The following is a 19,696-nucleotide window of genomic DNA, read 5'->3' as shown; positions in this document are numbered from 1 at the left end:
TCCCAGGCGGGAGCTTTCGATGTCCCAGGCGGGAGCGTTCGACTCCCAGGCGGGCGAAGGGCGGGTGCGGGGCGCGCGATCGGCGACACCCCGCACCCCGGATCAGGTCGCGCGCACCTCGTGCGAGGCATCCGCGATCTCGCCGACGAGCTCCTCGATGATGTCCTCGAGGAAGACGGCGCCGTGGATGGTGCCGTCTTCGGACGCGGTTCGCGCGACGTGCACGCCCTGGCGGCGCATGCTCGCGAGCGCGTCCTCGAGGTCAGCATCGCGCGGCACGGTGATGAGCCGGCGCACGCGCTTCGCGGGCACCGGCTGATCGCCGCGGTCGGCGAGGTCGAGCACGTCCTTGAGGTGCAGGTAGCCGGTCGGGATGCCCGAGGCATCCGTCACCACATACCGCGACCAGCCGCTCGCGGCGACCGCCTCGCGCACCTGTTCGACGGTCACGCCGTCCGGCAGCATGTGCATCGTGCCGGTCGGCACCTCGACGTCGCGCACGCGCTTGGACGTGAACTCGAACGCGGCGCTCAGCGTGCCTGATGCGTCGTCGAGCAGGCCCTCGCGGGTCGAGAGCTCGACGATGCCGGCCACCTCGTCGAGCGTGTACGTGCTCGTCGCCTCGTCTTTCGGTTCCACCCGGAACAGGCGCAGGATGCCGTTGGCGACCCAGTTCAGGCTCGCGATCACCGGATAGATGATCCGCGAGACCAGCACCAGCGGCGGCGCGAGGATGAGCGCGGCCCGGGTGGGCACCGAGAACGCGAGGTTCTTCGGGATCATCTCGCCGAACACGACGTGCAGGAAGGTCACCAGCACGAGCGCGACGACGAACGCGATGATGCCGATCGCCTCGGCCGAGAGCGTCGTGAATCCGAGCGGGATCTCGAGCAGGTGATGGATCGCCGGCTCGGAGACGTTCAGGATCACGAGCGAGCACACGGTGATGCCGAGCTGGCTCGTGGCGAGCATGAGCGTCGCGTGCTCCATCGCCCAGAGCGTCGTCTTCGCGGCGCGGCTGCCCTGTGCGGCGCGCGGCTCGATCTGCGAGCGGCGCGCGGAGATCACCGCGAACTCGGCGCCGACGAAGAACGCGTTGAGCGCGAGCAGGACGAACAGCCAGATCAGTCCGGGAACGTAGTCAGCGGCCATCGGATGCCTCCTCCCCGGCCAGCGCGAGCTCGGGTGTCGCGCTCGGCACCCACCTGAGTCTCGTGAGTCGCACACCGTCGAGCCGCTCGACGCGGATCGTGCCGTCGGGCACGTCGATCTCCTCGCCGACCTCGGGGATGCGCTCGAGCCGGTCGAGCACGTAGCCGCCGACGGTCTCGTAGTCGTCGTCGGCGGGGATGGATGCTCCGATGCGCTGTCTGAGCTCGTCGGGCCGCAGGCCCGGGTCGAAGAGGAACCCGTCGTCGGTGGGCACGATGTCGACGTGCACGCGATCGTGCTCGTCGCGGAGTTCGCCGACGATCTCTTCCACGAGGTCCTCGATCGTGACGAGGCCCGCGGTGCCGCCGTGCTCGTCGAGCACGATGGCGACCTGTTGCCCATCGCTGCGGAGCGACGTCAGCAGCCCCTCGACCCCCGCGGTCTCGGGCACGAACAGCGGCGTCGACGCGAGCTCGGCCGCCCGCACTCGGCCGCGCTCGCCCGGAGGCAGGCGGAACGCCTGCTTCACGTGCACGAGGCCGACGATGTCATCGCGGTCCTCACCGGTGACCGGGAACCGCGAGTGACCCGAGGCGAGCGAGGTCGCGATGACGTCGTCGGCCGTGTCGTCCGCGGACACGGTGACCATGCGGACGCGCGGGGTGATGACGTCGGCGGCGTCGCGCTCGGCGAACCTGAGCGTGCGGTCGAGCAGGGTCGCGTGGTCGGCGTCGAGCGTGCCCTGCGTCGCAGAGCGTCGCACGAGGAAGCCGAGCTCTTCGGCGCTGCGCGCCCCGCTCAGCTCTTCTTTCGGCTCGATGCCCATGCGCCGGATGAGCGCGTTCGCGGTGCCGTTGCAGAGCGCGATGACGGGCTTGAACACGGTCGTGAAGAACACCTGGAACGGCACGACGACCTTCGCGGTCTGCCGGGGCAGGGCCAGCGCGAAGTTCTTCGGCACCAGCTCGCCGACGATCATCGAGAGCAGGGTCGCGAGCAGGATGCCCGTGACGGCGCCCACGGCGGGCACGAGCCCGGTGGGCACGCCGACGGCGACGAGCGGCCCCTCGAGCAGGCGACTGATGGCCGGCTCGAACGTGTAGCCCGTGAGCAGCGTGGTCAGCGTGATGCCGAGCTGCGCGCCCGACAGGTGCGTCGACGTGATCTTGAGCGCGCCGATCGTGGGGCCGAGACGCTTCTCACCGCGTGTGCGGCGGGCCTCGAGCTCATTGCGGTCGAGGTTCACGAGCGCGAACTCGCTGGCGACGAAGAAGCCGGTGCCGACCGTCAAGGTCAGGCCGATGAGGATGAGCGCCCACTCAGGCAAGGGTCACCCCCGCTGGGGCGCTCGTTCGATGAAGATCCGGATACGTACAACTCGGAGGGTCATCCATGCGGATTAATCTATGACATTTCAGCTGGGGAAACACCCTGATGTCGGCTGCGGTCCCGCCGCGGTGACGGCCGTCACCGCCGCCGTGTCACCGCCGTCGGCTCCAGGCGACGCCAGCGAGGCAGAGTGCGCCGCCGACGATGCCGAGCAGGGTGGGGAGCTCGCCGAGCAGGAGCCACGCGAGCAGCACGACGATCGCGGGGACGGCGAGCGTGGCCGAGGCGGTCGCGCCCGCGGTCCCCCGCTTGAGCACCCACGCCCAGAGCAGGAACGCGACCGCCGTCGGGAACACCCCGAGGTAGACGGCTGCGATGACCGCGGAGACGGGCGCGTCCACGATCTCGGTGCCGAGTTGCGGCAGGAACGGCAGCAGCGCGACGGCGCCGACCGCGCAGCCCACCCAGGTCGCCGCGAGCGGGTCGATGGTGCGCAGCGCAACCTTCTGCACCAGGACGCCGCTCGCGTAGAGCACCGCGGCGAGCAGTCCGAGCGCGATGCCGAGCGGCTCGCTGTGCGGCCCGACTCCGCCCGCGGCGATGAGCAGGACACCGGTGAAGGCCACGCCGATCCCGACGATGAGCGGCTTCGGGAACCCTTCCCGGAGCACGATGCCGGCCACCACCGCGACGAGCAAGGGCGCCACGTTCACCAGCATCGCCGTGGTGCCGGCGTCGAGGTGACGCTCCGCGATGTTCAGCACGAGCGTGTACCCGGCGAACCACAGCAGCCCGTACACGACGACGAGCACGAGCCCGCGGCCGCGCGGGAACGCGGGCCGCCGCCAGATCGCGATCGCGACGAGCACGACGGTCCCGGTCACCTGCCGCGCGAGGGCGAGCGCGCCGGGCGAGAGCGCGTCGCCGACGAACCGGATCCCCACGAACGCCGAGGCCCAGAGCACGAGCACGATCGCGGTCGCGATCAGCACGCGCCAGTCGGCGGGGCGCGCCGAGACCGGGATCGCCGCCGGGGCAGCTCCAGCTGTGTGGGTCTCGACCCGGTGCGTTCGGGCGGCCGGGCGCGGCGAGGAGGACATGCTCTCAAGCTTCGAGCCATCCATCCGTTCAGGACAAGTGAATCTTCCTACTCATCCATGTAGCCGCGCTGTAGTGTGTGTGCATGGTCGAGCTGCAACGCCTCAGGGTCTTCCGCGCCGTCACCCAGACCGGGTCGATCAACGGCGCTGCCGAACGCCTCGGGTACACGCCGTCGGCCGTGAGCCAGCAGGTGAGCGCGCTGCAACGCGAGACCGGTCTGACGCTCATCGAACGACACGGCCGGGGCATCGTCCCGACGGCCGCGGGCCTTGCGATCGCGAACCGGGCCGCCCGAGTCCTCGATCAGGTCAGCGATCTCGAGACGCTCACCGAAGATCTGCGCGAGGGCCGGAGCGGCACGCTGCGGGTCGGGTGCTTCATGTCCGCCAATCGTGTGTGGATGCCTCGTGTGGTGGCCGCGCTCACCCGGGAGTTCGCCGACCTCCGCATCGAGATCGCGCTGGTCGAGCTCACGGGGCACCGGGCGATCGACGCCGACCTCGAACTGTTCATCGCCGAGTCGGTCGGCGCAGGCCTCGACCCGGCGGTGGCCGATGGTCAGGCCGACGGATACCTCGTGGAAGAACTGCGCGACGAGGGCTACCTGGCCGTGGTACCGAGTGCGCACGCGCTCGCCACCCGCGCCGACCTCTCGGTCGACGATCTCGCCGACGAGACCTGGATCGACAACGACCATGCCCGCGGTCCGTGCCGCGAGATCGTGATCTCGGCCTGCGCCGCCGCGGGCTTCACGCCACGGTTCGGGGTCGCCGCACCCGACTATGCGACCGCATTCGACTACGTCGCCGCCGGCCTCGGCCTGACCGTCGTCCCCGAGCTCGGCGCGTTCCGCCTGCCGGCCGAGGTGGTCGCCGTGCCGGTGAACGACGCACGCATCCGTCGCCGGATCATGCTGCGGACGAAGCGGTCGATGCGCGCCCACCCGGCGGTCGAGCGCGCAGTGGGCCTGCTGCGCACCGCGGCCGCGTGACGCAGCCGGGCATCGATCAGTTTTCGAGAAGCGGCGACCGCGGGTCGATTCCTACGATGAGGGAAGCGACCCCGACGACGACAGGACGGACGATCATGGCTCAGCAGAAGACCCGCGCGACCACCGACGAGCGACGCGAGGCGACCGACGGTTTCAGCGCCGAAGAGCGCGCCGCCATGAAGGAGCGCGCGCAAGAGCTCAAGGCTGCGAAGGGCAAGGGCCCCAAGGCCGGCAAGGTATCCGGCGAGCAGGCGGTGCTCGATGCGTTCGCCGAGATGCCCGAGGATGACCGCGCGATCGGCGAACGCATCCACGCGATCGTCACGACCGTCGCGCCCGACCTCGAGCCGAAGACCTGGTACGGCCAGCCCGCCTACGCGACGAACGGCAAGGTCGTGGTCTTCTTCCAGGCCGCCTCGAAGTTCAAGACCCGGTACGCCACGCTCGGCTTCAACGAGGAGGCCAAGCTCGACGACGGCTCGATGTGGCCGACCGCGTTCGCGATCACCTCGCTCACGAAGGACGACGAGGCCCGCATCGCCGACCTGGTCAGGCGCGCGGTCAGCTGACGGATGATTCGGGTCGTGGTCGACCGTCAGCCGGCCACGTTCATGCGGAAGGGACTGCGATCGGGTGAACCCGGTCGAGATCGAGACTCTGGCGGGCGCCCCAGAGATCATGCGCGTCCTGCATGGCCAGCCAGCTCTCGGCGCTCCGCCCGAGCGCCTTCGACAGCCGCAGAGCCATCTCCGGAGTCACGCGACTCGCGCCGGACAACACTCGACTCAGGGTGGACGGGGAGACATCCAGGCGCTTCGCGAGCTCGCGACCGCTGATTCCGAGCGTCGTGAGGTACACCTCGGCGATGAGCTCACCGGGGTGGGGCGGGTCGTGCATGGGCTTCAGCTCGTTCATCAGTGATAGTCCTCGTAATCCAGGACGTACGCGTTCCCATCGCGGAACTCGAACGTCATCCTCCAGTTGCCGTTCACGCTGACCGACCATCGACCGACCATCCCGCCCTTCAGCGGGTGAAGCCGGAAGCCCGGGATATTCATGTCATTGATGGACTGCGCCGAATCGAGCGCGGCGAGTTGCAGCTGGAGCCGCCTCGCATGATTCGGCTGTACACCGGTCGTCTTGCCGCTCTCGAACAGCGCCCGCAAGCCCTTGTGCCGGAAGGACTTGATCATGGCACAAGTTTAGCGTGTTGCGCATCACGCACCAACGGATGTCATGCCCTGGACCAAGACATCTCGCTCGCCGAGGGCTCCGCCCGCGAGGAGCTGTCCGGCGGCCGCTTCGTCGGCGAGCACGGTGACGCGGCGGTGCGCTTGCACGGCCGACGCCGGCACCGCGCTGGTGACGGGCCCGGTGAGCGCTGCATGCAGCGCGTCGGCCTTCTCCGGGCCGAACGCGAGCAGGAGGAGTTCGTCGGCGGACATGATCGTGCCCACGCCCTGCGTGATCGCCAGGGTCGGGACCGCACCGGGTTCGGTGAAGAAGCGCGCGTTGTCCGCCCGTGTCTGGGCCGTGAGCTCGACGACGTGCGTCCGCCCGTCGAGATCGGCTCCCGGCTCGTTGAAGGCGATGTGCCCGTTGGACCCGATGCCGAGCAGTTGCAGATCGGCGCCGCCCCGCTCGGCCAGCTCGCGTTCGTAGCGGCCCGCCTCGGCTCGTGGATCGAGGGCTGTGCCATCGGGGACCCTCAGGGCCGCCGAAGTCAGGCCAAGGGGCTGTGTGAACTGCCGCTCGAGCGTTGTACGGTACGAGTTCGCATCCGTGTCGGCGAGTCCGACATACTCGTCCAGCGCGTAGGCCGTGACGCCCGCCAGCGCAGCGCGCGCACCGGGCAGTCGGACGAGCGCCTCGTACACCGGCTCGGCACTGCTGCCGGTCGCCACTCCGAGGGTGCGCAGCCGCCCCGACCTTGCCCGTTCGACGATCCGTTCCGCGGCGAAACGGCCGGCCTCGGCCCGCGCGAGGATCTCGATGCGGACGCCGCTCACGACCTGACCCCTGACGGGACGACGCACTCGACGGCGGCGGCGACCGCGCCCTGCATCGCCGGGCGGACGCCCTCCTCGACCCAGTGGACCCTGAGCTCGCCCAACCGGTGCGACACCAGCATGCGCTCGACGCGCGCGCGCACGAGCGGGTGCGCCGCGAGCCCGCCGAAGAGCACGAGGTGATCCGGATCGAGCAGACGGCAGGCCACGGCGAGCGCGCCCGCGAGCGCGTCGAGGCGGGGGAGGACCGCGGATCGCACCTCCGGATCGTCTGCGGCGTCGAGCAGCTGCCGGGCCCCGGCCAGCTCGAAGCCGGCCGCGAGCTCGTCGAGCGCCCGGCCGCCAGCGACGACCTCCAGCGGGACGGGCACATCCGAGCCCGGAGGGCAGATCAGCGCCTCGCCCAGCTCGCCGGCTGCGTGCCGAGACCCCTCCCAGAGCCGCCCGTCCAGGAGCAGGCCGGCCGCGATGCCGGTGCCCAGCCCGACCACGAGCGCCGTGTCGGACCCCCCGACCACAGTTCCGCGCAGGCCGACCGTGGCCGCGTTCACATCATTGAGCAGCCGCAGCCGGGTGCCGGGCAGCCGGCGCGCGATCAGTGCGGGGACGTCCAACTCCTCGAGACCGGGAAGGTTGGGGGCCTGCCGGACGCGACCGCCCTCGACCACGCCCGGCGTCGCCAGCGCAACGGCCGCGATCGGCGCTCCACCGGCCAGCCGCAGCGCCTCATCGAGCGCGCGTTCGATCGCCTGCTCGGCTCCCTCCCTCGCCATCGTCGCGATCCGTGAGGACGAGCTGAGCCGCGGGCCGACGGCCATGCCGATGTCAGCCTTGCTTCCCCCCAGGTCGATGCCGATGACACGCGTGCCACCATCACTCACGAGCGAACCACCGCCCGCGTCGCCTCGCCGAGCCGCGAGGCCGCGGCCTCGATCTGGGCTGCGCGCTCGTCGAGGCGCGCGGCGGCGCTCGCCAGCCGCTCGCCGAGCCGGTCGAGCTGCGCCGCCACGGCCGCCGCACCTGGGCCGTCGTCCTGGGCACGGTCGAGCACGCGCTCCGGATGCGACGCGACATCGATCACCGCATCGAGCACTCCGCCGTCCACGACGAGCCCGGGCGCGCGCTCGACGAGCGCGGCCTGCACGTCGGCGGCGGTCCACTCGCGCGGGTCTCCGCGATCCACGAGGGCGGACATCGTCGCGTGCGCGACACGGAACGGCACGCCCGCGCGTGAGAGCACGTCGGCGGCAGCCGTCGTGGTCGTCCCGGCCGCGACGATCTCGTCAGTGCTGGGAAGCTGCCCGACTTCCAGGGTCCGCAGCAGTGCCTCGAGCAGGACGAAGAAGCGCCGGCTCCGGTCGTTCGACTCCCAGAGCCGCACCTGCACATCGGTGGTGGCGTTGTTCGAGTCCTCCCACCAGGCCGTCGACACGTTCGAGAGCACCGACATGGAGTCCGCCACCGTCATCCCGGTCATGGACACGAGGTGCTCCAACACCACCGGATTTCGCTTCTGCGGCATGATGCTGCTCCCCTGGCAGAACTCCGCTTGGGTCACGATCCATCGCCACGACATCCAGTCCTGGAGCACTCGCACCAGGCGGCTCCCCGTCGCAAGCGCCCTGGCGTTCAGCAGAGCGGGCTGCATGAGGTGGTCCGCGCCCGCCACCGCCTCGTAGGAGTTCACGAGGCGGCCCGAGAACCCGAGCAGTTCGGCGACCCGCTCGGGGCGGATCGGCAGGTCGGTGCCGGCGATCGCACACGCGCCGAGCGGCGAGCGCTGCAGCGTCTCGATGGCGCCGTCGTACGCCTCGATCTCACCGATCAGCGCCTCGGCGTAACCGGCGAGGACGTGACCGATCGAGGTCGGCTGCGCCGGACGACGGTGGGTCATGGCGATGATCAGCGCCTCGCGCGTGCGTCCCGCGGCGTCGAGCGCGGCCCGCGCCGCCGCGACCGCGGCTTGGCCGACCTCGCACAGCTGGTCGCGCAGAATCATCCGGAAGATCGCCGCGTCGAGGTCGTTCCGGCTCCTGGCGAGCTGCACGCTCAGCTCCGAGCGCGGCACCTCCATGGCTTCGGCGAGCCGGCGCTCGAACGCGAAGTACACGTCCTCGAACGATCCGTCGTAGACGGGAAGGTCGGGCGCTTCGGCTTGCAGCCGGTCGAGCCCGCGGAGCATGGCCGACACCTCGTCCGCGGGGACGAGGCCGGCCTCGCCGAGCATGACGACATGGGCTCGGCTGGCCTCGACGATGCGGGGGTAGAGCATCTCACCGTGCAGGCGGTAGGTCGGGGCGAGGTGGTTCTGCTGATAGGTGGTGAGCACCGTGGATTCCTTCATGAGCGAGTTCGTACAGAGGCGAGGATGGGGTCCGCGCGCGTTCAGGGCCGGACGCCGGGTGCCTCCGGAGCCGGGGTCCCGAGCCACTCGGCGACCAGCCCGTGCAGCCGCTCCCTGGCGATCCGCCGCACCTGCTGCGCGCCCTCCGTGTCGACACGGGAGACATGACCGGACCAGCCGTGCCACGGCGCCGGGTGGGATTCCACGAGCACATGATCGCTCGCGGTGAGTCTGGGTCGCGGTGGAAGGTCCGTCGCGGCATCGAGGGCGACGAGCCCCTCATCGATGCCCAGCACGCCGCTCGTCTCGAAGGCCCCGCCGTGGCCTCGCGGCTGATCCGGGCCGAAGATCGACGTCGTCTCGGCGGGGGTCACGAGCTGGAACCAGTTCGCCAGCAGCAGGCTCACGGGGTGCTCCCCCGAAACCCACTCCATCGCCGCGCGGACGGTCGCCATGTTCGCATCGTGGGCGTTGACGATCAGGATGCGTCGGAACCCGTTGCCCGCAAGGCCGGCCAGGAGCTGCGAGAAGACCTCGACCATCGTCTCGGGTCGCAGCCCCACCGTGCCCGGATAGTGCCGCGTCTGCCCGGGCACCGCGGTGAAGACCACCGGCGGGTAGAGCACTCCGGTCCATTCGCCGGCGTCGAGCGAGGCGGCGATGTCCTCGGCGATCAGGGTGTCGGTCCCGAGCGGCAGGTGGGGCCCGTGCCACTCGATCGATCCGAGCGGGAGGACCGCGAAGTCCGCTTCCTGGAACGTCCGAGCCGTGTCGCGGCCGAGCACCCTCCGCACATCGATCAGGCTCATGCCAGCGCCTCCTTCCGCCGCCGCCCGCCGGACGACTCCAGTCTCCGCGTCACCAGGACGATGACGAAGATGAGCACGATCTGGATCATGCCGTACGCCGCCGCTGCGCCCATGTCGAAGCTGTAGAGACGGTTGTTGATCTCGACGGAGATCGGGATCGCCTTCGGGGTGTAGAGCAGGATCGAAGCGACGAACTCACCGATGCCGTCGACGAACGCGAGCAGCGCGCCCGCGAGCATGCCGCGGTAGATGAGCCGTATCGTCACGGTCGAGAACGCACGGACCCATCCCGCGCCGAGGCTGCGTGCGGCTTCCTCCAGGGAGGGGTCGAGCTGGCTCAGCGCTGCCGCCGAGGAGCGGAACACGAGCGGGACGAACCTGACGAAGTACGCCAGCGACAGGATCCAGAACGTGCCCACGAGGGCCTGGTCGAAGCTGAACGCGTTGCCCTCGCTGAACGCCGAGATGAGGTTGATGGCCACGACGGTCCCGGGAAGCGCCCACGGGAGCATGATCGCGATGTCGATGAGGCCGCGTCCGAAGAAGCGGTATCTGCGCACGAGATAGGCGCTCAGCACACCCATGACCACGCTGCCGGCCGTCGCGATCGCACTCAGGCCGAGCGAGGTGAGGATCGGCTGGAAGGCTTCGGGGTCGGTGAAGATCGTGATGAAGTTCTCGAGCGTGTACGCCGACGGCACGATCTGGCTCGTCCACGATCCGCGTTCGGAGAACGCGACGAGGGCGATCGTCGCGACGGGCGCGAGGAGCACGATGGCGCCGATCACTGCGGCCGTCGCGGCGATCGCCCGCCCGAGCCGCGAGGAGACGGGGCGCGGCGGTACAGCCGTTCCCTTGGACGTCGACAGGTAGTTGCGCCGGCTCTCGTACCAGCGCATCAGCAGCAGGAAGACGATGGAGATCACCGCGAGCACCGTGGAGTAGCTCGCCGAGAGCGCGAGGTCGCCGTTGTTCCGCGCGAGCACGATCTGCATCGTCATGACCTGGTCGACGTTGAAGAGCAGCGGCGCGGTGTACGACGCCATCGACATCATGAAGACGATCAGCGACCCGGAGACGAGGGCCGGGGTCAGCAACGGAAGCGTCACGGTGCGGAACACGCGAGCCGGCGACGAACCGAGGTTCGACGCGGCCTCCTCGACCGAGCCGTCCATTCCGGCCAGCGCCGCCGACACGGAGAGGTAGAAGAAGGGGTACATGGTGAACGCGTGCACCACGAGCACCCCGGCGATCCCGGTCGCCGCCAGCACCGGCTGGTCCGTGCCGAAGACCGACTGCAGCCAACGCGGGACGATGCCGATGTTGCTGTACAGCAGTTGGAAGGCCACCGCGCCGATCAGTGCCGGCAGCGCGGCGGGAATGAGGATCAACGCCTCGATCAGCCTGCGCCCCGGGAAGTCGAAGCGTCGCAGCAGCAGCGCCATGACCGTGCCGATGATCCCGCACAGCACCACGCTGGCCAGCGAGATGCCGATCGTCGTCAGGAGCGCGGGGAGGGCCGCGCCTTCGCCGCTGACGAATCGGCCGTAGTTGGCCGCAGCGCCGGCCCCCTCGCCGGACTCCGCGAAGGTCGCGAGCAGTGGGCCGACCACGTATCCCGCGAGGACGAGGACGATCGGGATGGCCAGCAGGTAGGGGAAGCCGGGCCCCGTGAAGACCCGTGCGAACCGGGTGCTCAGCTTCGGCATCTCGAGCGCGGTGGCACTCATGCCCGCACTCCGCGGACGCGGCCCGCGACGAACCCGATGCCCACTTCGCTGTCGATCCGCGGCAGCTCGACGTCGTCGAACATGACCGCGGTCACCACGCCGGAGCCGATGTCGACCGTCACGTGCGTGGTCATCCCGGTGAACTCGGCGTCCAGCACCGTGCCACGCAACGTCTCGGGTGTGCCGGCGGGATGGATCGAGACATGCTCGCGCCGTACCGCGAGCGCGACACCATCGCCCTCCGGCTCGAACGGCAGCGTCACGTCGAGCTCGACGGCCTCGCCGTCGCGGCCGGCGATCGCCACCCTGCGTTGCTTCCCGACTCCGGTGAGCAGGCGGCCGTCGAGCACGTTGCTGTCGCCGATGAACCGTGCCACGAACGCCGTCGCCGGGTGCGCGTAGAGCTCCCGAGGCGCGGCGACCTGGTGGACGCGCCCGGCCTCCATGACCGCGATGCGATCGGACATCGCCATCGCCTCGGCCTGATCGTGCGTGACATAGATCGCGGTCGTGCCGCTCGCCGACTGCACACGCCGGATCTCGCGACGCGTCTCGTCGCGCAGCTTGGCGTCGAGGTTGGACAGCGGTTCGTCGAGCAGGAGTACGCGAGGCCGCACGACGAGGGCGCGCGCCAGCGCGACGCGTTGCTGCTGACCGCCCGAGAGATCGGAGATCCGCCGCGCCCCGAGGCCCTGCAGATGCACCTGTTCGATGGCTTCGTCGATGCGCCGCCGCCGCTCCGGTGCCGCGGTGCGGCGGACCTTGAGCCCGTAGGCGACGTTCTCCGCCACGGTCAGGTGCGGGAACAGCGCATAGTTCTGGAAGACCATGCCGGTGCCGCGACGGTGGACGCTCCGATGGGTCACGTCGTCATCGTCGAAGTGGATGGTCCCGCCCGACGGCCGCACGAACCCGGCGACCATGCGCAGAGTCGTCGTCTTGCCGCATCCGGACGGCCCCAGCAGGGTGAAGAACTCACCCGAGCCGATGTCGATGTTGACGTCGCTGACCGCGTGCCCGGCGGCCGCGCCGTAGCTCTTGTTGACGTCGGTGAGAAGGATTCGTGTCATATGTGCACCACCGTGATCGACGAGCGCGGGGGCCCGATGGCCCCCGCGCTCAGCTCAGCTGCTCAGCCCTGGTTCTTGATGTTGTTCGACCAGTAGTCGATCCACGTGGCCTCGTTCTCGGCCGCGATCGACCAGTCGACCTCCATGGGCGTGATCGTCAGACCCTCGAGCCATTCGGGCTCCGACTCGAGCCCGGTGACCGGGATCTGGTAGAACTCGTCGGCGAGCGCGGCACGGACGTCGGGCTCGTAGAGGAACTCCGCGAACAGCTTCGCGCCCTCTTCGTTGGGTGCTCCGTTGATGATGCCGAGGCCGTCGACGAGGACCGGCGTCCCGCTCTCGGGCACGATGAACTCGAACGGCATCTTGTTCTGGTTGATCTGGATGAGCGTGTCCTGCATGTTCCAAGCGCTGATGGTCCCGGCCTGCCGGCTCAACTGGAGGTAGAGGTCCGACGGGTCGGCCGCGTAGGTCACGGTGTTCGCATCGAGTGCCCGGAGGTACTCGTACCCGGGCTCCGGGTCGGAGCCGTCGGGCGACTCACGCAAGATCATGGCGTCGAAGATCGACCGCATGCCTCCGGACGGCGCGACGTCGCGGATGACGATCTGATCCTTCCACGCGGGGTCGATCAGTTCGTCCCAATCCTGGGGTGCCTCGTCCGCGCTGAGCACGTCCGAGTTGTAGACGATCACCTGCGGAAGCTGGTACTCCGCGTACCAGCGGCCCTCGGCGTCCTTGAACGCGTCGTCGATCTCGTCGGCGAACGGCGCGTCGGGCCACGCGGCGAGCAGGTCGCCGGCGACGCCGGCAGCCAGGTTCTGCTGGGTGCCGCCCCACCACAGGCTCGCCTGCGGGTTGCCGCTCTCTGCACGCACGCGCTCAGGGATGTCGCCGGCGCCGAGGTTCACGATCTGCACCTTCCCCTCGTACTCGGGGTAGGCGGTCTCGAACTCTTCGACCACGTAGTCGGTGATGGGCTCGGCCCGAGAGCTGTAGATGATGAGGTCCTCGGCCTCGGCGGCCCCGCCGCCGGCGGGCTCGCCGGAACCGGCGCAGCCGGTCAGCGCCAATGCTGCGGCCGCGACGACCGCGCCGATCATGAATCGCTTCGTCATCGATGTCTCCTTCTGGGTGCTGTGTGCAATGGGGATGATGCTCTGACGGGCTCAGCGGGCTGAACGTGCGTCGTGGGCGTCGAACGCCCGTCTCGCGGCGCCGAGGTGCAGGGCGCGAGGGCCGATGGCAGCGGGGCGGATGTCCACCCCGCCGGGGACGAACCGGCTGGTCTCCTCGATGAGGACATCGAGGTCGCCGTCGGTCATCCGGGGTCCACTCAGAAGCACGCGAGCGGGGTCGAGCACGCACACCGCGGCGGCGATCGCTCGTCCCCAGGCGCGCAACGCGTCGATGAGCAACTGGCGGGCGGCGGGTACCTGCGCGTCGCGCAGGCGCTCGAGCAGCGGCCCGTCGCCAGGGCCGAGGAGGGCATCGGCACGCCGGTGCAGGGCGCCCAGCGCCCACTCGCCCTCGAACGCGCCGACGTCAGATGAGGGGGCGAGGGCCGCGCCGAGCGGCATGAAGCCGATCTCCCCTGCTGAGCCGCGTGCGCCGCGGCGCACGACGCCGTCGATCATCAGCGCGGCGCCGATGCCGCTCGCACCGATGTGCGCGAGGAACACGTCGTCGGTGTCGACGGCCGCACCGGCGACGTGCTCGCCGACGACCATGAGGTTGACGTCGTTGTCGACGACGACGGGCATGTCGAGCGCGTCGAGCAGGGCAGCGCCGAGCGCCGGCCCTTCTCCGCGCGCGATCGACGGAGCGAGCCGGATCTGCCCCTCCCCGCCCATCGCCACACCCGGGATCGCGATCGCGGTCGCCTTCAGCCGCGATCCGACCTGGTCGCGCAGCTCCCCGATGACCTCGGGCAGGTCACGTCTGAGGTCGACGAGCGGACGTCGGACCATCGTGCCGTGCAGGTCGCCGTTCCAGTCCCGCAGCGCGGCGTCGATCTCGCCGTCGTGCAGGTCGACGACCGCGACCAGCTCGTTGCCCGCCTGGAACTCGAGCATGGTCTGCGGACGCCCGCCGCTCGACGGCCCGGCCCCGGTCTCGACGACGTAGCCTTCCGCGAGCAGGTCGCGCACGAGCCGGGTGACGGTCGCGGCGCTCAGGCCGGTCGCCTCGGCGAGCTGGGCCCGCGAGAAGACACCGTGCTCACGCGCGAACGCGATCGCGACGTGCCGCTTGATCTCCCGCAGTCGCGTGCGACTGATGGGGCTCGCGACGACTTCTTCGACCATGCCTACTTTCTACCGGGAAGAAACGAAGTAAGCAAGACCCTTTTGCGAAGTGAATCGTGAGCGCGTGCCACCCGCGCCGGTACTCGTCCGTGGACCCGCTGGACGCGCGGTCGGCTGGCGGGAGCCAATGTGTAAGCGATCACGTCGTCAATGCAGAAGCGATCCGGTCGTCCATTTGGAAGCATCTGGGGCGGCCTCCGGCGGCCGGCGCCCGTCAGTCGGCCTTGACGACCGCGAAGGCCGCGTCGAGCTCGACATCGAGGTCGCCGCCGTTCGGCAGCTGCACCTCGACCTCCCAGACGTGGTCGGCGTCGTCGCTCAGCTCGACCTCGGAGACGGTGCCGCCGCCGGCGTGAGCGAGCGCCGCATCGATGGCACGCTGACGGTCGGCGGGGTCGATGACCACGTTGCTGTCGTCACCACGGTCGTCACCACGGTCGTCATCGTCGTCGTCACCGCTGCGGTCGCCCCGCTCCTCGACGGCCACGACGTTCAGGTCGCGGTCGAGCTTCACCTCGACCGAGCCGCCCGCGTCGAGCCGGACGTCGACCTCGTACGCGTGGCTCGCGTCGTCGTCCACGTCGATGTCCGTCACGGTGCCGGCGCCGACCTCGGCGAGCGCGGCCTCGACGGCCGCGTCGACCTGCGATGCGGACACCCCGGCGCGGTCGGCGCGGTCGTCCGACTCATCCGAGCCGATCGCGAAGGCGGCTGCCGCCGTCGCGCCGATCGCCAGCACGCCCGCCGCAGCGGCCGACGTGATCCAGATGGTGCGCTTCTTCATGGGGTTCCTCCTCGTTGGTAGGCCCACTCTCCCGCGCGACCGCTGAAGCCAGCCTGAAGCGAGCTGAAGCCGCGTTCAGACACGCGATACGGCGGGCGACGAGACGCCGGCCGCGAGGCGCACGACCACGCGTGCGCCGCCCAGCGGCGAGCCCTCGAGGTGTACGGACCCGCCGTGCGCCGCCGCGATCTCGCGCACGATCGCGAGGCCGAGCCCGCTGCCGCCGGTGTCGCGTGCCCGCGCATCGTCGAGGCGCACGAAGCGTTCGAACACGCGCTCGCGCTCCCCCGGCGGCACGCCGTCACCGTCGTCGTCGACGACGAGGCTCACGCCCGAGGCATCCGCCACCGTCGTGAACGCGACCCGGCCGGTCGCGTGCCGCGCCGCATTGTCGGCCAGGTTCCGCACGAGCTGCTGCAGCAGCCCGAGGTCGCCGCGCACGCGTGCGGGCGCCACGCCCGAGACATCCGTCGCGACCGTCGCCGCCGCGCCGAGCCGGCGCGCCTCGGCGAGCGCGAGGTCGTCGAGGTCGACGTCGGCGAGCGTGAGCGGCAGCGCGCGCTCGTCGGCGCGCGCGAGCACGAGCATGCCCTGCACGAGCCGTTCGAGCCGCCCGCCCTCGTCGAGCACGGCCTCGCTGAGCTCGGCCTGGGTGATGCGGTCGGGGTGCAGGCGCGCGACCTCGGCGTACTGCCGGAGCGACGCGAGCGGGGACTTCAGTTCGTGCGAGGCATCCGAGATGAAGCGGCGCTGGGTGTTCGCGGAGGCTTCGACGCGCGCGAGCATGCCGTTCATGGTGTGCGCGAGCCGGCCGATCTCGTCGTCGGTCTCCGGCTCGGGGACCCGGCGGGACAGGTCGGTGCCGGTCACCGCGTCGACCTCGCGCCGCATGCGCTCGACGGGTGCGAGCGCGCGGCGCGCGGTGAGCCACGAGGTGAGCGCGACGAGACCGACGAGCAGCGGTACGGCGATCGCGAGCATGATCCCCACCGTCGCGAGGGTCGACTCGGCCTGCGCGGTGCTGCGCCCGGCGACCACGACCCAGTCGCCGTCGCGCTCGGCCGCGGCGGCGTACGTCTCGTCTTCGCCGGGCAGACGCACGGTGCCGGGGGCAGCGCCGTCGCGATCCGCGAGCGCCGGCGCGTCATCGGCGGCGTCGGTCGCGGCGACGACCGTGCCGGTGTCGCGGTCGATGACCTGGACGAACCGGTCGTCGTCGAGATCGGGCAGCATCGCTTCGATCGCGTCGCGATCGGCGGCGGATGCCTCGGTGGCGGATGCCTCGTCGGCCGATGTCTCATCGTCGTCGTCATCGTCGTCGTCACTGCTGCCGCTCCCGCCGTCGAGGTCGAGGGCGTCCAGCTGCTGGGCGATGGCCGAGGCATCCTGCCGGGCCGCCGCGTCGAGCTGGGAGGTGAGGGACGCACGCAGCGTGGCCCAGAAGATGAGCGCGCCGGCGACGAGCGCGACCGCGACGACGAGCGTCGCCGCGATCGTGACGCGGACGGCGACGCCGGCACGGCGGCGGCGTTCAGTCACGGTTCGCGCCGATCGTGCCACCGCGGTCGGCGACGTCGGCGCCCGCGCCGCCCGGGCCGGCGGGGCCCGGGCCGATGCGATAGCCGGCACCCCGCAACGTCTCGATGGTCTCGAGCCCGAACGGCCGGTCGACCTTGTTGCGGAGGTGCCGGATGTACACCTCGACGATGTTGGGGTCGCCGTCGAATCCGAAGTCCCATACGCCGTTCAGGATCTCGGCCTTCGGCACGACGTCGCCGGCACGCCGCATGAGGAACTCGAGCACCGCGAACTCGCGCGTCGTGAGCTCGATGGGCGTGCCGGCGCGCGCGACCGTGCGTGCGGCCGGGTCGAGCGTGAGGTCGCCGACCTCGAGGGTGGCCGGCCGGGCACTCCCGCCGCGGCGGATGAGTGCGCGCACGCGCGCGACGAGCACGGCGAACGAGAACGGCTTCGTGAGGTAGTCGTCGGCGCCGGTGTCGAGGCCCTCGACCTCGTCCCACTCGCCGTCCTTCGCGGTGAGCATGAGCACGGGCGTCCAGATGCGCTCCTCGCGGAGGGTCCGGCAGAGCACGTAGCCGTTCATGCGCGGCAGCATGATGTCGAGCAGGATCGCCGCGTAGTCGTGCTCCCGCGCATACCAGAGGCCCTCGGCGCCGTCGTGCGCGACGTCGACCGCGAAGCCCTCGGCCTCGAGGCCGCGCTTCAGTCCCTCGGCGAGGCGGACCTCGTCATCGACCACGAGCAGACGCATGCCCCCATCGTGGCGGATCGCGACTGAATCGGGGCTGAAGCGGTGCGGGCGACCGGCGACGAAGTGGCACGACGGGCGACATCCTCACCGGGGACGGCTGTTCGGCGGGCGGCCGTTCTGGCAGGCTGACCCCCATGGCGATCGTCGAGGTGCGCGGGCTGCGCAAGACGTACGGCTCGACCGTCGCGGTCGACCACCTCGATCTCGACGTCGAGGACGGCGAGATCTTCGGGATCCTCGGACCGAACGGATCGGGCAAGACGACGACGGTCGAGTGCATCGCCGGCCTCCGCCGGCCGGATGCCGGTGTCGTCCAGGTGACCGGACTGGACCCGCACGCCGAACGAGCACGCGTGACCAGGATCGTGGGCGTGCAGCTCCAGCAGGCAGGCCTTCCCGCGAAGCAGACGGTCCGCGAGGCCATCGCGCTGTTCGCCTCGTTCTATGACGACCCGGTCGACGGCCTCGCGCTCGCCGAACGACTCGGCCTCGGCCCGAAGCTCGACAGCCGCTATGCCGACCTGTCAGGCGGGCAGCAGCAACGGCTGGCCATCGCGTTGGCGCTCGTCGGCCGGCCACGGGTCGCGCTCCTCGACGAGCTCAGCACCGGACTGGACCCGCGGTCGCGGCGGGAGGTGTGGCGTCTCGTCGAGGAGGCCCGCGACGCGGGCACGACGGTCATCCTGGTCACGCACTTCATGGAGGAGGCCCGTCACCTGTGCGATCGCGTCGCCGTCATCGACCGGGGACGCCTGACCGCACTCGACACACCGGAAGGCGTCATCGGCGGGATCGGTGCGCCGACCGTCATGAGCTTCGCGATCTCGGGAGCCGTCGAGGTCGAGGCGCTCGAGCGCATCGACGGTGTGGCGAGCGCGCGCCGTCGCGACGACGGCAGGCTCGAGCTCAGCCTCACCGACGAGGCGGTCCTCCCGGTGCTGCAGGCGCTCACCGCCGACGGGATGCATCCCGAGCGGCTCCGCATCGTGGACGCGACGCTCGACGACGCGTTCCTCGATCTCACCGGACCGGACGGGGAGGAGTGAGATGTCGTCGACGGCGCTCTCGGTCGTGAAGGCCGAGGTGAGACTGTTCTCGCGCGAACCCGGATATGTCTTCTGGATCATCGGGTTCCCGGCCGTTCTGGTCATCGTGCTCGGGCTCGTCCCGGTGCTCCGCGAGCCGATCGACGGAATCGGCGTCAGCTTCCTGACGATCTATGTGCCGGTCGCGGTGATCCTCGCGATGCTGATGGCGTCGCTGCTGGCGATGCCCGTCGTGCTCGCCACCTACCGGGAGCAACGAATCCTGCGCCGGTTCGCGACCACGCCCGTGCGGCCGCGGACCGTGCTGCTCGCGCAGTACCTGATCTACGGCACCGCCGCGGTCGTCGGTGGCGCCGTTCCGATCCTGATCGGATTCTTCGCCTATCAGGTCGCGCTGCCGCAGAACGGCGTCGGATATCTCGGCATCGCGCTGCTGATGCTCGCGTCCTGCCTCGCCCTCGGCGGACTGGTCGGCGGCATCGCTCGCACCGCGAAGATCGCGACGGCGTTCGGTTCGATCCTGCTGTTCCCGCTGATGTTCACAGCGGGAGTCTGGCTGCCGGTGCAGACCATGCCCGGGTTGCTCGGCGACCTCGTCGCGCTCACCCCGCTCGGCGCCGGCGCGCTCGCCCTGAACGCGACCGCGGCGGGTGCCTGGCCCGAGCTCCAGGAGGTCATCGTCCTGACCGCGTGGACCGCGATCTTCGGCATCGCGGCGGTGCGCTTCTTCCGGTGGGAGTAGCGCTCGGACCG

The 19,696-nt window shown here is 70.5% G+C and carries 20 protein-coding genes; 4 read left to right on the top strand and 16 right to left on the bottom strand.

All coding sequences use genetic code 11. The features are described from left to right. Window positions 1–102: 102 nt before the first annotated feature. The 3 genes from QU602_RS02445 to QU602_RS02435 all read right to left on the bottom strand — a co-directional run bounded on the left by QU602_RS02445 (window position 103) and on the right by QU602_RS02435 (window position 3,581). Window positions 103–1,152 carry a hemolysin family protein gene (locus QU602_RS02445; RefSeq protein WP_308798574.1) on the bottom strand — a complete coding sequence of 350 codons (1,050 nt, stop codon included), beginning with the start codon at window positions 1,150–1,152 and terminating at the stop codon, window positions 103–105. Next, window positions 1,142–2,479 carry a hemolysin family protein gene (locus QU602_RS02440; protein ID WP_308798573.1) on the bottom strand — a complete coding sequence of 446 codons (1,338 nt, stop codon included), beginning with the start codon at window positions 2,477–2,479 and terminating at the stop codon, window positions 1,142–1,144. Before QU602_RS02440 ends, QU602_RS02445 begins: the two co-directional genes overlap by 11 nt. Window positions 2,480–2,633: 154 nt before the next feature. Beyond that, window positions 2,634–3,581, bottom strand: a complete 948-nt coding sequence (locus QU602_RS02435) for a DMT family transporter (RefSeq protein ID WP_308798572.1) — start codon at window positions 3,579–3,581, stop codon at window positions 2,634–2,636. Window positions 3,582–3,664: 83 nt separating this feature from the next. On the opposite strand from QU602_RS02435, the gene QU602_RS02430 reads away from it, so the two are divergent. Both QU602_RS02430 and QU602_RS02425 read left to right on the top strand, forming a co-directional pair. Further along, window positions 3,665–4,573, top strand: a complete 909-nt coding sequence (locus tag QU602_RS02430; protein ID WP_308798571.1) for a LysR family transcriptional regulator — start codon at window positions 3,665–3,667, stop codon at window positions 4,571–4,573. A 95-nt stretch (window positions 4,574–4,668) separates the two neighbouring features. Beyond that, window positions 4,669–5,142, top strand: coding sequence for an iron chaperone (locus QU602_RS02425; RefSeq protein ID WP_308798570.1), 474 nt, complete (start codon window positions 4,669–4,671; stop codon window positions 5,140–5,142). 40 nt (window positions 5,143–5,182) lie between these two features. Here QU602_RS02425 and QU602_RS02420 read toward each other — a convergent pair whose 3' ends face one another. The 13 genes from QU602_RS02420 to QU602_RS02360 all read right to left on the bottom strand — a co-directional run bounded on the left by QU602_RS02420 (window position 5,183) and on the right by QU602_RS02360 (window position 17,897). After that, window positions 5,183–5,488 (bottom strand): HigA family addiction module antitoxin, encoded by a 306-nt coding sequence (locus QU602_RS02420; RefSeq protein WP_308798569.1) that lies wholly within the window; start codon window positions 5,486–5,488, stop codon window positions 5,183–5,185. Then, window positions 5,488–5,766, bottom strand: coding sequence for a type II toxin-antitoxin system RelE/ParE family toxin (locus tag QU602_RS02415; RefSeq protein ID WP_308798567.1), 279 nt, complete (start codon window positions 5,764–5,766; stop codon window positions 5,488–5,490). Before QU602_RS02415 ends, QU602_RS02420 begins: the two co-directional genes overlap by 1 nt. A 24-nt stretch (window positions 5,767–5,790) precedes the next feature. Then, window positions 5,791–6,582, bottom strand: coding sequence for a glucosamine-6-phosphate deaminase (locus QU602_RS02410; protein ID WP_308798566.1), 792 nt, complete (start codon window positions 6,580–6,582; stop codon window positions 5,791–5,793). Continuing rightward, window positions 6,579–7,400: an ROK family protein gene (locus QU602_RS02405; RefSeq protein ID WP_373692873.1), complete on the bottom strand. Its 822-nt coding sequence runs from the start codon at window positions 7,398–7,400 to the stop codon at window positions 6,579–6,581. The genes QU602_RS02410 and QU602_RS02405 overlap by 4 nt, the downstream gene beginning before the upstream one ends. A gap of 59 nt (window positions 7,401–7,459) precedes the next feature. Continuing rightward, window positions 7,460–8,926 carry a lyase family protein gene (locus QU602_RS02400; protein ID WP_308798563.1) on the bottom strand — a complete coding sequence of 489 codons (1,467 nt, stop codon included), beginning with the start codon at window positions 8,924–8,926 and terminating at the stop codon, window positions 7,460–7,462. A gap of 41 nt (window positions 8,927–8,967) precedes the next feature. Beyond that, the gene (locus QU602_RS02395; protein WP_308798562.1) at window positions 8,968–9,735 is read right to left on the bottom strand and encodes a creatininase family protein; all 768 of its coding nucleotides are present in this window, start codon (window positions 9,733–9,735) and stop codon (window positions 8,968–8,970) included. Next, on the bottom strand, window positions 9,732–11,465 hold the full coding sequence (locus QU602_RS02390; protein WP_308798561.1) for an ABC transporter permease: 1,734 nt from the start codon (window positions 11,463–11,465) through the stop codon (window positions 9,732–9,734). Before QU602_RS02390 ends, QU602_RS02395 begins: the two co-directional genes overlap by 4 nt. Next, window positions 11,462–12,535, bottom strand: a complete 1,074-nt coding sequence (locus tag QU602_RS02385; RefSeq protein ID WP_308798559.1) for an ABC transporter ATP-binding protein — start codon at window positions 12,533–12,535, stop codon at window positions 11,462–11,464. The genes QU602_RS02390 and QU602_RS02385 overlap by 4 nt, the downstream gene beginning before the upstream one ends. Window positions 12,536–12,597: 62 nt before the next feature. After that, window positions 12,598–13,653 carry an extracellular solute-binding protein gene (locus tag QU602_RS02380; RefSeq protein WP_308798558.1) on the bottom strand — a complete coding sequence of 352 codons (1,056 nt, stop codon included), beginning with the start codon at window positions 13,651–13,653 and terminating at the stop codon, window positions 12,598–12,600. Window positions 13,654–13,704: 51 nt separating this feature from the next. Then, the gene (locus QU602_RS02375) at window positions 13,705–14,841 is read right to left on the bottom strand and encodes an ROK family transcriptional regulator (RefSeq protein ID WP_308798557.1); all 1,137 of its coding nucleotides are present in this window, start codon (window positions 14,839–14,841) and stop codon (window positions 13,705–13,707) included. 214 nt (window positions 14,842–15,055) lie between these two features. Further along, a complete protein-coding gene (locus tag QU602_RS02370) occupies window positions 15,056–15,625 on the bottom strand; it encodes a PepSY domain-containing protein (protein ID WP_308798556.1) in 570 nt (189 codons plus the stop codon). A gap of 75 nt (window positions 15,626–15,700) precedes the next feature. Beyond that, complete coding sequence (locus QU602_RS02365; RefSeq protein WP_308798554.1) at window positions 15,701–17,164, bottom strand: sensor histidine kinase; 1,464 nt, start codon at window positions 17,162–17,164, stop codon at window positions 15,701–15,703. Continuing rightward, window positions 17,157–17,897, bottom strand: coding sequence for a response regulator transcription factor (locus QU602_RS02360; protein WP_308798553.1), 741 nt, complete (start codon window positions 17,895–17,897; stop codon window positions 17,157–17,159). The genes QU602_RS02365 and QU602_RS02360 overlap by 8 nt, the downstream gene beginning before the upstream one ends. 134 nt (window positions 17,898–18,031) lie before the next feature. Here QU602_RS02360 and QU602_RS02355 point away from each other — a divergent pair, with 134 nt between their 5' ends. After that, the gene (locus QU602_RS02355; protein WP_308798552.1) at window positions 18,032–18,943 is read left to right on the top strand and encodes an ABC transporter ATP-binding protein; all 912 of its coding nucleotides are present in this window, start codon (window positions 18,032–18,034) and stop codon (window positions 18,941–18,943) included. Between the two features lies 1 nt (window position 18,944). Beyond that, window positions 18,945–19,685: an ABC transporter permease gene (locus tag QU602_RS02350; RefSeq protein ID WP_308798551.1), complete on the top strand. Its 741-nt coding sequence runs from the start codon at window positions 18,945–18,947 to the stop codon at window positions 19,683–19,685. Window positions 19,686–19,696 lie beyond the last annotated feature (11 nt).

This window comes from Agromyces protaetiae (assembly GCF_030866785.1).
GTDB lineage: Bacteria > Actinomycetota > Actinomycetes > Actinomycetales > Microbacteriaceae > Agromyces > Agromyces silvae.
The sequence above is the reverse complement of the archived record's forward strand: the minus strand, read 5'-3'. Positions and strand labels throughout refer to the sequence as shown.